We start from the raw sequence: 18,370 nt of genomic DNA, 5'->3' as shown, positions 1-18,370 counted from the left end.
GATGACTTGGGGCCCGACAAGAGTGCGCGTGGCGGAGCACACCACCGACTCCGCAGGCCCCACCGGGTGTCGCGAAGCCTGCGGCCGCCGGTGCCGCCACCCGGCCGGGCTCGCCGCCCCGGGCGCAACCTGACGAACCTGCGGACGCCGAGCGTGCAGCGGCCGAACGCGCGCCCGGGTGCGCCGAGTCCAATGGTCACGAGACCGTCGTCACGCCGGCTCTACCATCGGCCGGCGGCCCCGCCACTCCCGGCTCAACCCGACGACTCGGAGACGCAAGAGAGTTCGCGGCCGCGCACACGACCGGGGCCGCCGAGTCCGATGGGGGTCGCGAGACCGCGTTCCCACCGGTGCGGTGGCCGGCCGAGTTCGGTCCGGCTCCGCAGAGCCCGACATGAGCCGCGAAGCCACGTTCCCACCGGCGCGGCGACCGACCGGGAGCGGGCTCGCCGGCCCCGCGCCACCCACCAACTCAGGGCTGGCAAGAGTGCACGCGCCGAACGCGCGGACGGGGCCGCCGAGTTTGACGACGATCGCGAGGGCGCGTTTCCGCCGGCGCCGCCAACGGCCGGCTCGTCGCCCTCGGTTCAGGACGCTCCGGCCAGGCGTAGGAGCGCGGTTGTGCCGATCGCTGCGACCACCACCGCCGGGAAGGGTGCGCGGCGGATCGCCAGGATCCCGGCGACGAACACGCCCGCCGGCCTGGACCAGCCGGCGAAGTCGTGCCCCTCGGTGAGGGTGCCGACGCCGACCAGGGCGATCAGGAGGACGGCGGCGGCGATCCCGAGCAGTCGGTGTGCCCGCTCGGGCAGGTGTATCCGGTCTCGGGAGAGGGGGCCGACCAGGCGGAAGGCGTAGGTCCCGGCGGCGAGGAAGGCGATGGCGAGCAGTGGCATCAGGAGGGCTCCCGGGTCGGAACGGTGCGCCGAGACGGTCGGCGGACGATGGGGCGGCGAGCGCAACGGCCGCGCCGAGCGGTGGCATGCGGACGATCGGCCAATGCGGCTCGACGACCGCCACGCTGCCGGAACCACGTACGCCCGGCGCCCGGCGATCGCAGCGTCGGAACGACCCCCGAGCCCGGACGGGCGGGGCCGGACGAGCGGGGGGCAGGTGGGCGGTGCGGGTGGGCGCAGATTGGGGACGGGCCCGGCAGCGCGAGCGCGACTGGCGCGCCGGCGGACCGGAATGCGGGCCGCCCCCGCAATCGCATGGAAGCGGCTCCCGAGGCGGGCCAGGGCGGATCGGGCGAGCACCGACGGCGCCGAGCAGCGCGAACGGTACCGGCGCGCCCGCGGACCGGAATGCGGGCCGCCCGCGCGATCGCATGGCAGCGGCTCCCGAGGCGGGCAAGGCCGGACCGGGTGAGCACCGACGGCGCCGACCGAGTGGGCGCAGGATGGGGGTTGGCGAGCAGCGCGAGCGGTGTCGGCGCGCCGGGCGTGGTCTGCGCCCCGCGGTCGCGTCGAGGCGGCTCCCGAGGCGGGCCGAGCGAGGCCGGCGAGGGCCGAGGGCGTGGGGTAGGCGCAGATTGTGGCGGACGGCCCCGGCAGTGCAAGCAGTGCCGGTGCGTCGGCAGGCAAGGGCACCCGCAGTCGCAGTCGCAGTCGCAGTCGCAGTCGCAGTCGCATCAGGACGGCTCCCGGGGTGGAGTGGGCGGCATCGGGCGAGCGTTGACGGTGCGGGTTGGGCGCAGGTAGGGGGTCAGGCCGAGCAGGGCGAGTAGTACCGGTGCGCCGGCCGGCAGGAACGGGGTTGCGGCGAGGGCGACAGCGGCGCCGAGGAGTGCCGCGTTGCGGGTGGCGCGGTCGCGGAGCGCGGGCAGGACGAGGGCCAGGAGTACGGCGGGGAAGGCCGCGTCCAGGCCCAGTGCGGTGGGGTCGCCGAGGCCGGTGCCGGCCGCCGCGCCGCCCGCGACGGCCAGGTTCCAGGTGACGAACAGGGCGACTCCGCACAGCCGGAAGACCGCGCGGCGGCGCGCCGGGTCGGTGTGGCGTAGCGCGAACGCCACCGTCTCGTCGGTGATCAGATGTACGCCCGCCAGTCGGGTCCACCGGTGTCGCCGATCGTCGAGCACGTCCGCGACGGCGAAGCCGAACGGCAGCAGTCGGGCGTTGAGGACCAGCGCCGCCAGGACGGCGGCCACCGGACTGCCGCCGGCAAGGACCACGCCGACGGCGGCGAACTGGGCGCCACCGGCGAAGACGAACACGGACATGACGATCGGTACCCAGGGATCGAGGCCGCCGCTGACGGCGATCGCGCCGAAGGAGGCGCCGACCACCGCGTCGGCGACGCAGACCAGGAGGATGTCGCGGAGGGTGCCGCGATCGAGTGTTCGGTATGACGAACGCATGTCCGGTACAGTGAACGAAGCAATAGCCGTTCGTCAAGCCGAACGAAACGACGTCTGGAGCGAACACTTGGCCGGCCACATCCCGCCCGCACCCGACCCCTCCCCGGCGCCCGACGCGGGCCCGATCATGCTGATCGCGGTGTCGGTGCGGCGCGAACGCGAGCGCGCGAGGTTGTCGCTGACCGAACTGGCCAAGCGCGCCCGGATCGCCAAGTCCACGCTGTCCCAGCTCGAAGCGGGCCTCGGCAATCCCAGCGTGGAGACGCTGTGGGCGCTGGCCGTCGCGCTCGACGTGCCGTTGAGCAGGCTCGTGGACCCGCCGCACTCCAACGTCCGCGTGATCCGCGCCGGCGACGGACCCGTCACCCACTCGGAGCAGGCCGACTACGCCGCCACGCTGCTCGCCACCTGCCCGCCCAACGCCCGCCGCGACCTGTACCGCGTCGTCGCCCAACCCGGCGAACCACGCACCTCCGACCCGCACCCGCCCGGCACCACCGAGCACGTGGTGCTCGCCACCGGCCGCGCCCTGGTCGGCCCGATCGAGGCCCCCGTCGAACTCGCACCCGGCGACTACATCACCTACCCGGGCGATGCCCCGCACATCTTCGAGGCGCTGGCCCCGGACACCTCCGCGATCCTGATCAGCGAACACATCTGAAGTCCCCGATCAGGGAACGCGCCCGCATCCCTGAACGGCGGACGAGCCCCGACGCCCGATCGGGGCCGGCCCCGAGGCCCGATCAGCGGACAAGTCCGAAAGCCCAACGGCGGACAAACCCGGTCAGCGACCGAAGCGTTTCGGTCGCTGACCCGCCGCGCCGGTATGCGCAAGAGCCAGGTCTGAGCCTTGGCGAGCCCGGATCAGCGACTGAAGCGACCAACGCGGCCGAAGCCCACAAGCAGCCGAAGCAACCGAAGCAACTGCAGATCGGACGGCGCCGCCCGACGGCGACCGCGAGCAGACCGCCGTCGCTTCCTACCGGCACGTCGCCGGCGCTTCCCACCGGAGGATGCCCGCTGTCCGCTGCCCGCTGCCCGCGCGAAGGTCGGCCACGACGGGAACTCCCAGTTGACCATCCCGGGCGCGAACGTATCTACAAAACACTCGACTTCATGAGGGAAACCGGCTGCGGGGCATAGCGTCGCTCGCACGAACCAAGGAGGAGACTCCGAGTCCCCCGTCGCGTCGATGGTCGGGAGGGACCGCAACGGCAACGACGTCCGCCTGGCGCTCTGCCCCCGCGGAAAGAACGAGTACGGACTGCGAACGCTCACGACGCCCACGAGCCCGACCGGAAGCCCCGGCGGGCGATGAGCATCGGAGCCGATTCGGCCACGTCCGCGTGGAGCGTTTCCGGTCGGGCACGGAACACGATTCCGCATGCACTGTGTTGCGGGCGAAATGCCCTGTGCCACGGGCGAGCCCGGGGGGCGAACGGCCAACCGGGAACCGCGCCGAGGACCTGCGAGCGGGTCCGGCAAGGGGCACGTGCCGACAGGCACGGCACCGGGCGGGCCCGCACGCACCAAGCGGGCGGGGCCGCATCATCAAAGGACGTTCTTGCGACGGGCGGCGGTGATCCAGGTCGGGAACTCGGAGAGCAGCCGGTCGTAAAGCTCCTGATCGGGGACTTCGCTGATGTCGTCCACGGCGAAGAAGCCGACGTTGTCGACGCGGCGACCGCGCATGGTGTCGAGTCTCCGCAGAACGCCGTAATCCGCGTTGCCCAGGCCGACGAACTGCCAGAACATCGGTTCCTTGGACGCGTCCTTGAGTTCACGCTTGATCTGGTCGTTGCAATAGATGCCGCCGTCCGAGAAGAACAGCACCAGGGTGGGAGCGGCGGACGGATGCGCCCGGACGTACGAGCGAACCTCGGCGATCACCTTGTGCTCTTCGTTGCCGTAACCGACCGCCACCATGTCCACCTGACCCGGTTGCAGCCCCTGCTCGGGCTCGTCCCCTCCCGGGCGCACGTGCAGCCGCAGCCATTCGGGGAGTTCACCCACACGCAGGTCCGGAAGGCGCGCCGGGTCCGAGGCGAACGTCCAGGCCTGCATCACACCGTCGTCCTCCAACTTGGCAGCCACGGCCGTCATGCGCTCCACCACGTCGGCGACGACACCGCGGGAGTAGAGCCAGTCCATGGAGCCGGACGCGTCCATGACCAGGATCACGCGGGCGGCGATGCCCGGCGCCCCGTGCTTTTGGAGACTCACCGCCACCTGCTCCTTGCGGAGCGAAAGGCGATCGCGCATGTCCACGGGCAACGCCTCCACGCCGTGCCCGACCGGCGCGGCGACGGGCACGGTCGGCACGGTCGGCGACCCGGACAGGGGTTGGGAAGCGACCGCGCGATCCGGAACCGTCGGGGACGCGGCAGGCTCGGCCATCGGCTCGTCGTGCACCGTGATGCCGTAGTCCGTGGCCAGCCCGGCGAGCCCGGACGCGTACCCCTGTCCGACCGCGCGGAACTTCCACCGCCCCTGGTGCCGGTACAACTCGCCGCTGACGAAAGCGGTCTCGCTCCCGCCCTCCATGTCGAAGCGGGCGATCTCGGCCGACGTCCCGGTGTCCAGCAACCTGAGGCTCAGGTTCAGCACCTGGCCGAACGTGCCCCCCTCGGACGACGCGCACAGCAGGACCCGCTGTATCGCGTCTTCCACGACGCCCAGATGCACCGCGAGCGTGTCCGTCACGCCGTCGGCGGTCGTCTCCTTCCCCAGATGCGTCACCGCTTCGGACGGGTGGCACGGCCGGTTGTAGAAGACGAAGTCACCGTCTCCACGCACGCGTCCGACGTCCGTGAGGAGCAGCGCCGACGCGTCGATGTCGGGCACCCCGGGACCTGAGGACCACGAAAGCTCGGCACGGACGGCCGAGGAATCGATGGGCAAGTTGGCACCTTGGCTCAAAGTTGGAGGTTTCACACCACAAGTTTGCCGAGTGTGCGATGCTCCGCTGCGACCCGGGTCGACTCGCCGACACGAACACGTCGATCTGGCCCGGCGCGTGCGGCGTGCGCCGTGCGGCGCGGGCGGATCGGCCGCAGGCGAGGTCGTTGGTAGGCGTGGTCGGTGGTGTGTTCACCAGGTGACTGTGTGCCGCGTCGGCCCAACCGGCGCGGACCGGCGTGTGTCCGGGCATGATCACCCGTTCGGCGTGGTGTGAAACCGGTGGGCGGGGCAGACACGTGGGTGCACGCGGCCACGTCGGGCCGACGAGCGCGTGTGAACAAGCGGCGTCCCCCGGTTCCCGGAACCGGGGGACGCCCACCACGCCCCGTCCCGCCGCCGGTTGGGCGGCCGGGAAGCCCTCCTCCAACACTCCCCGACCGCCGCGCTCGAAGCCTGCCCGTCCACACGCCGGCCATGGGTCCTCCGAACGAGTGAACCCCGCCGGGGTGTCGAGCATGTCGCACGTCGGCAGCCCGCCGACGCGACCTGCCCCACGGTCATACGCATCCGGCAGTGCGGCGAGCCCCCGTCCGCCCCCACCGCCGTGACCGGAAGCAACCCGCCGCCACCGCCGACGCGTTACCCGCCGAAAGCAGCGAACGCGGCGAACGCAGCGAACGCGGACTCCTCCTCCTCAGCGGCGGCGGCACTGCCCCAACACGCGCCTGACCTGTACTCGTTCACCTACCGTCACAACCGACATCCGACCCGTATTGCGACATCATGCCGGTCCCGCCTCGTGCGGCAATGCCCCTGTCAGTGGCGGCGGATAGGCTCTCCCCGCCAATTGAGGCCGGTCAGAGTACCTTCGAGGTCCGCGGTCATGGGGGGTGGGGCCGGGTGGGCACAACCGAATAGCGGAAGGGTCCCCTCCAAGGGGAACGCCCTACCGGCAGCCGTACTCCACCCCCCTCCCGCCCGTTCACCACCGTCGGCGAACGGAAGATGGACACGCCACATACCGAAGTGGGCAACCGCCCCTCAAGCCCGGCGAAGCCCGTCCCACCCGCACCGGTCGGCCGACCGTCCCCGCGGAATCGCGGCGAGCGCCGCCAGGGGCGGCTTCCACCACGGGCCGTCGGCGGTCCCCGGGCGCTCGGGGTTGCCGACGGTGGGTGGGGGGAGACGGTTGGTGTGGTCCACGGAGTCGTTTTGGTGCTACGAGAGCTTGGACCAGCCCGGGTTGGTGGTGCATTGGGTGTCCGAGGCGGTGCCGGCGATCACCTTCAGGAAGTCGGCCAGGTCCTTTTGCCAGTAGGCCCAGTCGTGCGTGCCCGGACCGGTGCAGAAGCGGTGTGCGGTGCCGGCCGTGTTCAGTTTGGCGTGGAAGTCGACGGCGTCGCTCTGGATTTGCGCGTCGGAGCCACCTGGGGTGTTGCCGGCGTAGAAGGCGAACTTGCCGCCGTACGAGGCGTATCCGCCCGCCGCGGCGATCTTCACCGGGTTCTGCGCATCCCACGTGTCGGTGGTGCCGAACACCTGGTGCGGACCCCACAACCAGCCGAGCGGGTACCGATACCGCGCCAGATTCGGGGTGTTGGCGTCGTATGCGCCGATGAACGCGCCCGGCGCGGTCGGCGCCAGTGGCACCTGGACCACCGATCCGTGCACGAGCGCCTGCGCCCATGGCATCTCGATGTTGGTGCCGGGCGAGAAGCCCGCCGCGGCCGAGAACAGATCCGGGTAGCGCCCGGCGTAGCGCAGCGCGCCGTAACCGCCCATCGACAGACCCGCGATGGAGCGGCCCGACCGGTTGGCGATCGTGTTGAAGTTGGCGTCGATGTAGGGCACCAGTTGCGTCATGTGGAAGGTTTCCCACTGCGGCGCGATGTTGCCGGCGGTACCGGTCACCCAGTCGCTGTACCAGCCCGCGTCACCACCCTCCGGCATCACCACGATGCCGCCGAACGCGGGATTCGCGGTGATCGCCGCGACGTCGCCCTTGTCCGACCACGACGCGAAGGTGTCGTTGCCGCCGTGCAGCAGGTACAGCGACCGGTAGGGGTGAGCCGGGTCGGTCTGATACCCGACCGGCAGCAGAATCCGCACCTTGATCTGCGGATGCGCGGGCACCGTCGGCGCGCCCGGGCCCAGGTTGCGGTAGATGGCGTCCGTGGTGAGCGTGAGGTCGTAGAACGGCGCGGTCTCGGTCGGGCTCGACTTGGCCCAGTGCAGGGCCGTGATGCCGTGCGAGGCGGGGGCCGGCAGGGTCGGCGGATCGGGTACGACCGCCGCCGCCGGTTGCGCGGTCAGGCCGGTGACCAGCAACACCGCGGCCGCCGCGCCGGTCAGGATGGTGCGTCTCACGTTCCGCATCGGTTCCACTCTCCGTTCCCGCCACGCCCGGAGCGGTGGCTTCCGGGGCCACCGTTTCGGGCCGACGCACCGGACGTCTTGGAGAAAACCGACGTCCGGCGCGCCGACCGGTCAACCGGCGGAGGGGTAGGGCCACGGATTGGCGCCGCACACCTTGCCGTTGGCCGCCTCTCGGCTCTTGGTCTGCTGCATCATCACCGGCGCCAGGCCGCCCGGGCCGCATCGGCTGCTGTGCTGGTTGCCCAGCCGATGGCCGACCTCGTGATTGATCAGCATCTGCCGGTAGCCGCGGATGTCGTCCCCGTACGCGGTCGAACCCTGGGCCCAGCGCCAGCCGTTGATCATCACCCACGGTGTTCCGGTGGCGTTGCAGGACACGTTGGACCTGCTGGTGTCGCCCACGATGGGCGAGCAGATCCGATGCAGGGTACCGGGGCTGGACAGCCGCACCACGAAGGACGCGGTCGCGCCGTCGGTGCGATCGAAGGCCCTGCCGTCCCGGGCCCAACTGCGCGGATCGTTGAGGGTGTTCTGCACCATCGCGGCGAACAGGGGGCCGTCCAGCGCGAGGCCCTCCTCGATCTCCACGCGATAGGTGACGCGCCTGCCCACCGCGGGCCCGCTGTCGCTGCCCGGCACGGTGACGAACCGCCCACCGAGCCTGAGAGTGGGCTCCAACGGAAAACGCGGCCCCGCCTGCGTGTCCGGGTCCTGCGACGCGGATCCCCGAACCGGCAGGTCCCACCGCCCCGACGGCTGTTCCGGCGTCGGTATCGACTCGGCCGGTCGAGCACTCGGCACCGGCGTGGCGCCGGTGTCGGGCGTGGCACCGATGTCGAGCGTCGATGCACCGCCGCCGCCGGAGATCCCCGGCACCACCGCCAACACGCATAACGCGACGGCCACCGCGCCCACCGCGAGCATCGCCCGACGCACGACGCGCGGCCGACCGGCGGCACGCGTGTGCACGCCGTTTCGGGTGTCGGCGGCACGCGGTTTGGCCCGACGGCCCGAGTCGCGCCCGCTCACCCCGTCCCCACGCCGGATTCCAGGAGTCGCCGGGCGACCCGTTCCCAACGGGTATTCCGGGCGATCTCCGTTCCCACGTCGTCGGTCAACGCGGGCCTTCCCTTGCCGCTCCGGGGGATCTTCCCGTCCAACGGTCCGTTGGACCAAATCAGGCGGAGCACGGTCGAGCCGACCGTCAGGTGCACCCCCTGGGCCCGGAAGGGGCCGTCCCCGGCGAGCACAGTCTCCGCCGCGACCGCGATCCCGTTCCGGTCCAGCCCCAAGCACTTGATGCTGTGCGTGAGTCCGAACGCGTCCCTGCGCTCCGCCGGAGTCGCCACGGTGGCCAGGCAGTCCGTCAGCGCCCCGGGCCGCAACGACACGGACACCACCCCGCCCGGTCCGTCGCCGTCCTGCCGGGTCACCTCGGCCGAGATGCCGGTGTCCGGGGCGTATCCGGTCCGCACCGGCGACCAACTCCCCTCCGGGAGCAGGCCGGTGAGCACCTCGCCGAGGTCCCGGGCGATCGCCACGCGGGCGGCTTCGAGCCGACCGTCCGCGCTCGGCACGGTCGGCCGGTCCACCGTCGGGGGCGGTATCGCCGCCCGCTCGGGAGCCGACTCGCCGTCCTGCACGGCGATCGTGGCCGCCCCTCCGATCACCGCCACCACCGCGGCAACGGCGGCCACGATGCCACCGGTACGGACCAGTACGCGCCGGCGCCCTCGGGAGGCCGCGCGGGCCACCACCTCGGCCATCGGACGGCTGCCCTGGTGGGCCAGTTCGTCGTCGAGCCGGCGCCGAAAGGCACGTTCCAGATCGAGTTCGCTCTCGCTCCCGCCGTCGACACCGAAACCGGAGTCGAGACGGGAGCCGGAGCCGAAATCGGGACGCGAATCGGGACCCGATCCGGGACCCGAAGCCCGAGCCGAATCGGGACCGGCTCCGAAATCGGGGCCGGAGCCGGGAATTGCCTTGTCGCGTGCCATGGTCACCCCCTCTCTCGTTCGATCATCGATCGCGGCCCCACCGGGCGCCGTCGATGCATGTCGCCACTGCCTGTCGCCTGTCGTCTGCTGCCTCCTGCCTGTTGCCGGTGCGCGTCGGGAGCACCGCACCCTTCGGCACCGCGTGCAACTCTCCTGTGCGCGCCTCCTGTGCGCGCCTTCGACGGTCGTACGCGACGAACGGGCGCACCCGAGGCCCCAATCCGAAGTCCGAACCCGGGTCCGAACCCAGGACCCGAACCCAAGGCCCGTACCCAGGACCCGTATCCGAGCGCCACGCCCAACAGCGGTACGCAACGGCCGTCCCCGGCCACGCCGTCGGCCCGTTCAGCCGACCAGCGGGTTGACCTCCAGCGTGCCGCGCAGTCGGGCCAGTGCGCGCGGCCCGGCGCTCTTGACCGCGGAGGCGGACATGCCGAGCATCTCGGCGACCGCCTCCACGCTGTGGTCCTCCCAGTAGCGCAGGACCACCACCGCCCGATCGCGCGGTGGCAGCCGCATGAGTGCGTCGATCAACGTCATCCGCACGTCCGGCAGATCCGCGTCGGCCGACGCATCGGGTCTGCCCTCCAGGGCCGATGCGTCGATGCCGGGAAGCTCGGTGGAGCTCCGGCGACGTCTGCGGTCCAGGTATGCGTTCAAGAGCACCCGCTTGGCATATGCGTGCGGTTGGTCGGTGTGTTCTATTCGGCGCCAGGCCACGTAGAGCTTCTCCAGCGCGATCTGGGTGAGGTCCTCGGCGAGATGCCAGTCCCCGCACAGCAGATACGCCGTCTGACAGAGGCGGTGCGCCGAGGTCCGGGCGAACTCGGTGAACCCCTCGCGGCCCTGTGGGCCCATCCCGTCCTCCCCTCCTGCCGCTTCCGTCCTTGATCCATACGCATCCGAGGACCGATAGGATGCATGTGGTCTGCATCACAGCGGACAACGGCCGGTCGTGCGCCGCGCCGCCGGCCGGACGGGCGCGGCTCGCCACGAACCCATCCCGGAGGTTCGAAACGTGCCAGGCACCCCGGCGAATCCGAACCATCCGGCCCCCGGCGACCTGCCGTTCGCCGCGCACGAGTGGTTCGGCAGCCCCGGCGACCCCTGGTTCTTCGTGCTGGTGCGCTTTCGGGGCGGCGCGCCCGAGTTGGCCGACCTGCGCGAGCTGGTCCGGTCGCGGTGGGGGCCGGTGCCCCGGATGCGGTTGCGGGCGGGCCCGACGCCGACCGGACGCGGGCGGGGGCGGCCGCACTGGTTCGTGGCCGAGCGCCTGGACCCGGAACAGCACGTGGTCGCCGCGCCGCTCGACCCCGGCCCGGATGCGCTGCGCGAGCGAGTCGGCGCGTTGCTCGGCGAGCCGCTGCGGTCGACCGTGGCGACGTGGCGGCTGTACCTGCTGTCCCGCCCCGAAGCCGACGGGTTCGCCGTGCTGTTCCGGGTACACCACGCGGTGGCCGACGGGGTCTCGGTGATCCGGCTGCTGGAGCGGCTGCTGGGCGACGGCGCCGAACCGGGAGCCGCGTGGCCCGGCGCGACGGTGCACCGGGTGCCGCCGGGCCCGGCCTCGGTACGCGGAGTCCTGGCCACGGCCGCCGGGGTGCTCCGGGGGAACGCCCGGCTGCCGTTCAACGGCCGACCCGGCGACGGTCGACACCCGGCCTGGGTGACGGTGTCCGCGCAGACGGTACGAGCCGCCCGGCACGCGGCTCCGGGCGCGCCGCGCCCGACCGTGAACGACGTATACCTGGCGGCGGTTGCCGGGGCGCTGCGCACCGTCCTGGCCGACCGGGCGCTACCGCGCCGCGTCGCCGCGCTGGTCCCGGTGAACATGCGGACTACGGACGAGGCTTCCCGCATCGGCAACGTCGTGTCCTTCTTCCGGATCCCGCTACCACTCACCGAATCGGATCCCGGTGCCCGATTGGCCCGAGTCCACGCCGAGACGGCGCGCGCGAAGGCGCTCGGCCAGGCCGCCATCGCCCGAACCGCCATCGAGGTCGCCGCCCGATTGCCACTGCCCGTGACCCGGCTCGCCGGCCTGATCACCATGTCCGCGCGCTATGCGAACACCAGTTGCACCAACATCCCCGGCCCGGATGCGCCGTTGCGCCTGTTCGGCCGGCCGGCCGTCGAACTGATCGCGGCGCCGCCGCTGATGGGGTCGCAGAACGTGGTCTTCGGCTTCACGAGCCACGGCGACACGTTCACGGTCGGTGTCACCACGGACGGCGCCCACCGAGCACTGGCCGACCGGCTCGCCCGGGCCCTCGGCGCCGAATTCGAAAAACTGGCAGCGGCCGCGACGCCCTGAACCGGGCCTTGCCGCTCCGCGCCGGGCCCGCGCCGGGCCCGTGCCGACCGAGGACGGCCGTCCCGCGGACGCGTGTCGTGATCGGTCCCCTGTCTGGCATGTCGGGCCATCCGTGTCGCCCCCACCCCGGTCGTACGTTTCTTCTGTACCCCGGAACGGGCACGCCGTCGATCGATCCGGTCGCCGGCCGCTCCGCCGCGACCTCGACGAAGCGCGCCCAGCCGGACATCGAACCCCTGCGAAGGAGCACGCGCGGTGAGTGGCGTCGGAATCCCCGGCATGTGAGCGGCCACGAGACCCGGATCCGCCACCGGACCGCCGGGATCCGACCGCGGGGAGCGCCGTCGGGCCGAGTTGCGGTCGCGGTGCGCGCGAGGGAGGGGTTTCGCCGTCACGGGGCGGCGAAACCCCTCCCGTCCGGCACGACGGCGCGGCCTCCCGGTGCGGACTGAATTGACCCATCATTTCGCCACGGAAATGCACCCCTCCATGGGTCGAAAGCCGCCGTAGATTGGTGCCAACGAACAGCGGGCCCGGACGCCGACAAACCAGCGGCGCACACCATCGGCCCCACCGATCCACCCGGTCGGCCCGGTCGACCCACCTCGCCACGCACCAGGGAGCCACCGTGTCCACGCACGCCTCGAACACCGCCGACGCCACCACCATCACCGCCACCACCGCCGCCCCGATCCTGGTCCGCACCCGGGAGGCGGAGATCGTCCAGGACGGCCCCACCAGCCTGATCACGTTGCTCGCCGACACCCCCGGAATGACGGCGAACCTGGCCACCTTCCAGAAGGGCTCCCCCGGCGCGCCCGCCCACTTCCACACTCGGGCGAGCGAGATGTTCCACGTCACCGAGGGCACGATGCGCATCCTGCTCGGCGAGGAGATCGTCACCCTCGAAACCGGTGACTTCCTGCTGGTGCCGCCGCACATGCCGCACGCCTTCGCGCCGGCGCCGGACACCGAGGCCAAGATGCTGGTCATGTTCACCCCCGGCATGGACCGCTTCGACTACTACCGGCTCCTGGAGCGTGTGCACCGCGGTGAGGCCGACTTCGCCGAACTGCGCGAGACGTCCGAGCGGTTCGACAACCACTACGTGGACAGCCCGGTGTGGCGTCAAGCCCTCGCCGGCGCGTGAGGTCCCGCTCCGATCCGTAGCCGGCCGCCGCATCGACTCCCTCCCGGGCAGGCGCGGCGGCCCTCTCCCGTGTCCTGCCGGCACAGCCCGTGTCCGACCGCCCGCCGTCGGTACTCAGGACAGACGTTCGGTACTCAGGTTCACGGCCGAGTAGTCGAGCGGATGGTCGGCGTCGTCGCCCGCCGACAGGATGTGTGTGCAGGCAGCGGGCGCGGGTGGGGCGGGACCGCCGACACGGGGTGGCGGAACGGGGCGCCGGGGCGGGTGGGTTGTTCGAAGGGGTGGGGTTTCGCCGCCACGGGGGCGGCGAAACCCCACCCCTTCGCATGCCCGGACCACGCGGACCGCCCGGACCACTCGGACCGCGCGGCCCCCGGCTCCCTGCCCCCGGCCCCCGGCCCCCGGCCCCCGGCCCCCGACCCACCGGAAGCACCTCCGCTCGCGGCCCGTGAAGCGACCGCCTCACCCGGTTCAATGCCCCCGTCGAGCGCTGAGCCGGCTCCTGTCCGACCCCCTATCCGGCCCCCTGACGATGGCCCCTGGAGCCCAACCGTCGGTGAGTTGTGGTGGGGTGGTCGTCGTGAGCCCGGCCGCACCGGCGGAACGGCGGTGGGCGGGTCGGGCCCGACGAGGGGAAATCGCACAGTGACGCATGGAGCCGCGCGCCGGTACGACCCGGCCGCCGAGGTGCTGCTCGGGCTCGCGGTGGCGAGCGGCGAACCCGGGGACGCGGGCCGGTTACGCCATCGGCTGGGCGAGACCGACCCCGGCTACCTGGCCGACGCGTTGTTGCCGATCGCCGCTCGTACCATGGCCGTTCGGGATCCCGACGTGCTGGTGCGGCGTGCGGTGGCGCGCAACCCGCGGGCCACCGCCGCGGATCTGGCCGCACTGTTGGATCGGCCCGACCCGGTGGTGGATCGGCTGGTGTACCGGCATGCCACGGCGCTGCCGTGGATGCGCCGCGAAGTGCTCGCCCCGGGCCGACATCCGGATCCGGGCGCGCTCACCGCATTGTTGGAAGAGATCCGCGCCTGCGCCGAAGACCCGCCGGACCACCCGCACTTCGTCGGTGCCGCCGTGGTGTCGGACGTGCCGGCACTGGTCGAGCACGCGCTGCGCACCAGCGGCTCGCGGCTGACCACGGCCGAACAACTCCGCGGCGTTCTGGGCCTGTTCGCAGACCCCCCACGATTGGCCGGGCTACTCGCGGAAGCAGGCGCTGAAACGCAAGCCCAAGCCCAAGCGGAAGCGGAGGCCGAAGCCCAAGCCGAAGCCGAAGCCGAAACGGAAGCACCAACGCAGGCGGATGCACAAACGGATCCGGGCAACCTCCTGCCCGGATCGCCGATCGCACCCGACCGCTCCGGCGCCCGCCCGCCGATCGCGCCGCACGTCGCCGCTCTCGCCACCCACGCCCTCGCCTCGGGACGGGTCGCCGACCTGCGGGCCGCGGTGTTCGCCGCCGAGGGCACCGCCGGACTGATCGCCGGTCTCCGCGCCGGCGAGCCGGAACCGTCCTGGCGTCGCGACCCGGACTGGGCCGAACTGGTCACCGCCCAGCGGGCCGAGCCGCTGCCCGAGGCGGCCGCCGCCGCACTGGCCGAGCACGAGGACTGCCCCGATGCCCTGCTCGTGGAGCTCTACCGCACGCACCCGGAGACCGTGGCCCGGGCCGCCCGCCCCTCGGCCGCCCTCCTCGTCGCCGCCGCGCACCACCCCGGCCACCCCGAATCGGCCCGAATCGCCGCGGCGGCCGCTGCGGCCGGGCTCACCGACGAGCGACACACCACCCTCGTCCTGGAGACGATCGCGCCCGCCCGGGTCGCGGTCGCGACGCTGGCCGAACTCCCGGCCCGCCGGCCGCTCGCCGACCTGATCCACCGTCACCTGGGCGGCTCGGCAAGCCGTTGGGCCACCCTGCGGGTCACCCTCTCGCGCCACCGGGGCACTCTGGCCGAGCTGTCGGCCCGGATCGCCGACGGGTCCGTTCCGGACGCCGGCGCGGCCGTCCCGCCGGCCCTTTCCCGGCCCTATCGCTTTCTTATCTACGCCGCCGAACCCGAGGACCTGCGCGCCCTGTTGCCGCGGTTGCCCGACGAGTTGCTGCGCGACCTGCTGGGCAGAGGACCGCTGCCGGCGCACGCGCTCGACGTCGCGCTGGCCACCCGCGACCCGCGGGTCTGTGCGGCCGTCGCCCACAACGCCGGCCTGGATCCGCGCGAGCTGGGCCGACTGGTCGCGCTGGACGAACCCGGCGTGGACGCGGCCGTGTACCGCAACCAGCACACCCCGATGACCCTGCGTCGCACCATCGCCTCCGGCGTGCCGCGCACCCCGGGCCGGACCGAACCCGTGCCGCTGGACCCGCGGTTGCGCGCCGAACTGCTCGACTGCCGGGACCAGCGCCGGCTCACGCCACTGGTGGTCAGCGGCGACCCGGAACTCGTGCACGCCGCGCTCCATACGTTCCCGTCCGCGGACGCCCGCTGCTTCGCGTTCCTGCGGGTGTGGCAGCGCGGCGGCCCCGACGCGGTCCGACGCCTCGTGCAGCTGCTCGGCGGTCCGGGCCGCTCGCATCCCACCGACGCCGTCCCGGATGCGCTCGAAGGCCCCGACGGGCCGGGCCCGTTGGGCACGTTGCGCATCCCGTACGAGGATCCCGAGGCGCTGCCGCGCGTCTTCGCCGGCACCAGGGGACGTAACGCCACCCGTCGGCTGATGGCCGGCCTCGTCCACGAGCCGTACGTCCACGACCTGCCGCGCCTGGTCGCCCGGCATCGCGAAACGCCGTACCCGCCCGAAGCGATCGACGAACTCCTGCGCCACGAGCACGCCGACGGCGAACTCGGCCGACTGCTCAGGCTCGCCCTGGTCAACCGAACATGCGGCGCCGGCCCCGAGGATCTCAACCGCGAACCGGTCGACCGGCTGCGCGCCGTCGCATTCGCCCGCGCCGAAGCCGGGTGGGTGAACGACTGCGTCGATCACGACCTGCTGGATCCGGTCAGGTTGGTGGACACCGCCCGACCGGCCGGCGAGGTGCTGCGCGCGCTGCCCAAGCTGACCCCGGAGACGGTGGCCGCGCCGATCCACGCACGGCTGGCGGAACTGGTCCGGACCCACCTGGCCGGGCACGTCGAGGCCACGGTGATCGGGCTCGGCCTGCTCGACTCGTTCGCCGGCACCGTCGCCGAGCTGATCACCGTCGCCGCACAGGCGGCCGGCCCACCGCCCGGGGCCGCGCAACGGGCCCTGGCCGACTCGGAGATCGCCGAGTACGCCCGTGCCCTCGCCCGACACGCACCGCCCGGACACACCCGCGCGCCGGCCGGGCCGACCTTGCCGACCAGGCGCGGTCGGCGCAACACCCCGGATCGGGGCTGCGCGCTCGCGGCGGCACAGTTGTTGCGGGAGAGCGTGCCGGACGCGCCGATACCCACCGACCCGGCGGTGCTCGCGGCGTTCGCGGAAACCCCCGAAGCGGACCTGCCCGGCCTGTGCCACCCGGACTGGCTGGTCGCGGCGTGTGCGGCCGACCCGGGCGAGCCGGCGCGCGAGCGACTGGCCCGGCGGGATCCGGCCGGCTTCCGGGACACCGCCTCCGCCTCCGTGCGCTATCGCGCGGGCCTGATCGGGCCGGCCGAGATGATCGCCACGACGCCGGCCCGCGCGCTCGGCGCGGCCCGCCCCGGCGAGTTCTCCCAACTGGCCCGGGAACCGCTCACCCGGGCGGTACGCGCACTGCTCGCCGGTCGACTCGGCCACGATCGCCGCCTGTGGCTCAGCGCGGTGGCCGCGATGGACACGGACGCGGGCGAACTGCCGCTGCCCGCACTGCTCGACCGGGTGACCGCCGGGCCCGGCCCCTGGCCGGAACCCGCACCCGCGCCGCTGTCCGGTGCCGGTTCGACCCTGCTCGGGTACGCCGACGTGCACGTGCTCCGCGCCGTGCTCCCGCTGCTGGGCCCGGGCGCGGCGGACACCCTGGCCCGCGACGCCGAGCGCACCCGGCACGTCGGCGACGATCTCGTCGAGTACGTGCTGGAGTCGGCCGACCCGGGCCCCGCACTGGTCCTGGCCGAGGGCGACCCGTGCTCGCCGCACACCCGACGGATTCGGGAAGGCTTGCTCGATCGCGGTGATCCGGTTCTGGAGGACCGGCTGTACGGCGACGTCAAGCGGCGTGCGGACGTGGCCGAGCGGCGCCGGATCCTGGCTCGCGCGACCGGGGACACCCGGCCGTTGTCGCCCGTGCTGCGCCGGCGCCTGCTCGATCCCGGGGTGTTCTCGAAGTACCGGGCCGACGCGTTGCGGGTGACCGTGGAGGCGGCCTGCCCGGACGTGGTCGAGGCCGCCCTGGCCGGCCTGGCCGGGAAGTTGTCGCTGCTCGACCAACTGATCGCGGCCCGCAATGCGTTGCGCTTCGGCGGCCCGCACCGGCTGCGCGTGCTGATCGACCGCGGACTGCTCGGCAGCGGGGCCGCCGGGGTCGCCGCGAAGGCACTGGCCGGCGCCGACGGCGGCGACCCGATCGGGGCCGGCGTCGCGACGCTGACCTCGCGGATCGACCGCGAACTGTCGCCGACCCGGCTGGTGGCCAGGCTGCGTGCCTGCCACCGGCTCGCGGATGCCGAACGCATCCTGGACCGTCCCTACCGGCGCGACTGGGCGCTGTTGGCGGACGAGCACGCCCGTGCGCCGTGGCCCGTCGGCGTACGGCAGGCGCTGGTGGGTCGACCGGACGCGCCCGACGAGATCATCGTGGCGATGCCCACCGACCTGCGTCCCGCCGAGGCGTTCGCGGCGGCCCGGCGCAGCCCGCGGGCGGCCCGGACCGTCGCCGCGTGGGTGCTGCCGGACGGCGGCACCGCCGAATGGCACGTCGAGATCGAGCGGTTGATCGAGGCGGGCCTGCTCACCGGCCACGACCTGGTGCACGAGGTGGGTCATGCCGACCGTGTGCTGCGCTACCTGGCCGACGCCCGGGCGCGGGTCGATTTGTCCGAGCCGGTGCGGGCGGCGGTGACCGCCGCGTACACCGAGGCGGCCGCACGGACCGTGGATCTGCTCGGCGCCGAGGACCGGTGCTGGCAGCGCCTGTTCGCCGCGCTGACCGAGCGCGACGAGCACTGGCGCCGCGCCGAGGGCCCGGCCGCAGGGGTTGCCGCGCTGCTCGCCTACGCGGCCCGGGAGCCGCTGGGGCCGGCCGAGCCCGGCGCCCCCGCGCGGGTCGCGCAGGTCACGCCGAGCGCCGCCGCGGCGGGGGCCTGACC

General features: G+C 73.1%; 11 protein-coding genes. 4 read left to right on the top strand and 7 right to left on the bottom strand.

Annotation, left to right across the window (positions count from 1 at the left end):
- Positions 1-587: 587 nt before the first annotated feature.
- The gene (locus ACZOOI_RS39050; RefSeq protein WP_465281555.1) at positions 588-896 is read right to left on the bottom strand and encodes an AzlD domain-containing protein; all 309 of its coding nucleotides are present in this window, start codon (positions 894-896) and stop codon (positions 588-590) included.
- A gap of 734 nt (positions 897-1,630) precedes the next feature.
- A complete protein-coding gene (locus ACZOOI_RS39045; RefSeq protein WP_465281554.1) occupies positions 1,631-2,356 on the bottom strand; it encodes an AzlC family ABC transporter permease in 726 nt (241 codons plus the stop codon).
- A gap of 127 nt (positions 2,357-2,483) precedes the next feature.
- Here ACZOOI_RS39045 and ACZOOI_RS39040 point away from each other — a divergent pair, with 127 nt between their 5' ends.
- Entirely contained in the window at positions 2,484-3,017 is a 534-nt protein-coding gene (locus ACZOOI_RS39040) for a helix-turn-helix domain-containing protein (RefSeq protein ID WP_465284138.1), read from the top strand.
- Positions 3,018-3,907: 890 nt separating this feature from the next.
- Here the strand turns inward: ACZOOI_RS39040 and ACZOOI_RS39035 are convergent.
- The 5 genes from ACZOOI_RS39035 to ACZOOI_RS39015 all read right to left on the bottom strand — a co-directional run bounded on the left by ACZOOI_RS39035 (position 3,908) and on the right by ACZOOI_RS39015 (position 10,488).
- The gene (locus ACZOOI_RS39035; RefSeq protein WP_465281553.1) at positions 3,908-5,290 is read right to left on the bottom strand and encodes a VWA domain-containing protein; all 1,383 of its coding nucleotides are present in this window, start codon (positions 5,288-5,290) and stop codon (positions 3,908-3,910) included.
- Between the two features lie 1,185 nt (positions 5,291-6,475).
- On the bottom strand, positions 6,476-7,633 hold the full coding sequence (locus ACZOOI_RS39030; RefSeq protein ID WP_465281552.1) for an alpha/beta hydrolase: 1,158 nt from the start codon (positions 7,631-7,633) through the stop codon (positions 6,476-6,478).
- 111 nt (positions 7,634-7,744) lie between these two features.
- The gene (locus ACZOOI_RS39025) at positions 7,745-8,602 is read right to left on the bottom strand and encodes a DUF3152 domain-containing protein (protein ID WP_465281551.1); all 858 of its coding nucleotides are present in this window, start codon (positions 8,600-8,602) and stop codon (positions 7,745-7,747) included.
- Positions 8,603-8,658: 56 nt separating this feature from the next.
- Entirely contained in the window at positions 8,659-9,630 is a 972-nt protein-coding gene (locus ACZOOI_RS39020) for a hypothetical protein (RefSeq protein WP_465281550.1), read from the bottom strand.
- Positions 9,631-9,975: 345 nt separating this feature from the next.
- Complete coding sequence (locus ACZOOI_RS39015) at positions 9,976-10,488, bottom strand: SigE family RNA polymerase sigma factor (protein ID WP_396010623.1); 513 nt, start codon at positions 10,486-10,488, stop codon at positions 9,976-9,978.
- Between the two features lie 160 nt (positions 10,489-10,648).
- Here ACZOOI_RS39015 and ACZOOI_RS39010 point away from each other — a divergent pair, with 160 nt between their 5' ends.
- The 3 genes from ACZOOI_RS39010 to ACZOOI_RS39000 all read left to right on the top strand — a co-directional run bounded on the left by ACZOOI_RS39010 (position 10,649) and on the right by ACZOOI_RS39000 (position 18,368).
- A complete protein-coding gene (locus tag ACZOOI_RS39010; protein WP_465281549.1) occupies positions 10,649-11,944 on the top strand; it encodes a WS/DGAT domain-containing protein in 1,296 nt (431 codons plus the stop codon).
- Positions 11,945-12,572: 628 nt separating this feature from the next.
- Positions 12,573-13,094, top strand: coding sequence for a cupin domain-containing protein (locus ACZOOI_RS39005; protein WP_465281548.1), 522 nt, complete (start codon positions 12,573-12,575; stop codon positions 13,092-13,094).
- Between the two features lie 645 nt (positions 13,095-13,739).
- Positions 13,740-18,368, top strand: a complete 4,629-nt coding sequence (locus tag ACZOOI_RS39000; protein ID WP_465281547.1) for a hypothetical protein — start codon at positions 13,740-13,742, stop codon at positions 18,366-18,368.
- Positions 18,369-18,370 lie beyond the last annotated feature (2 nt).

The organism is Embleya sp. L77, from assembly GCF_055557415.1.
Note: the sequence above shows the minus strand (reverse complement) of the source record. Positions and strands in the feature narration are given on the sequence as shown.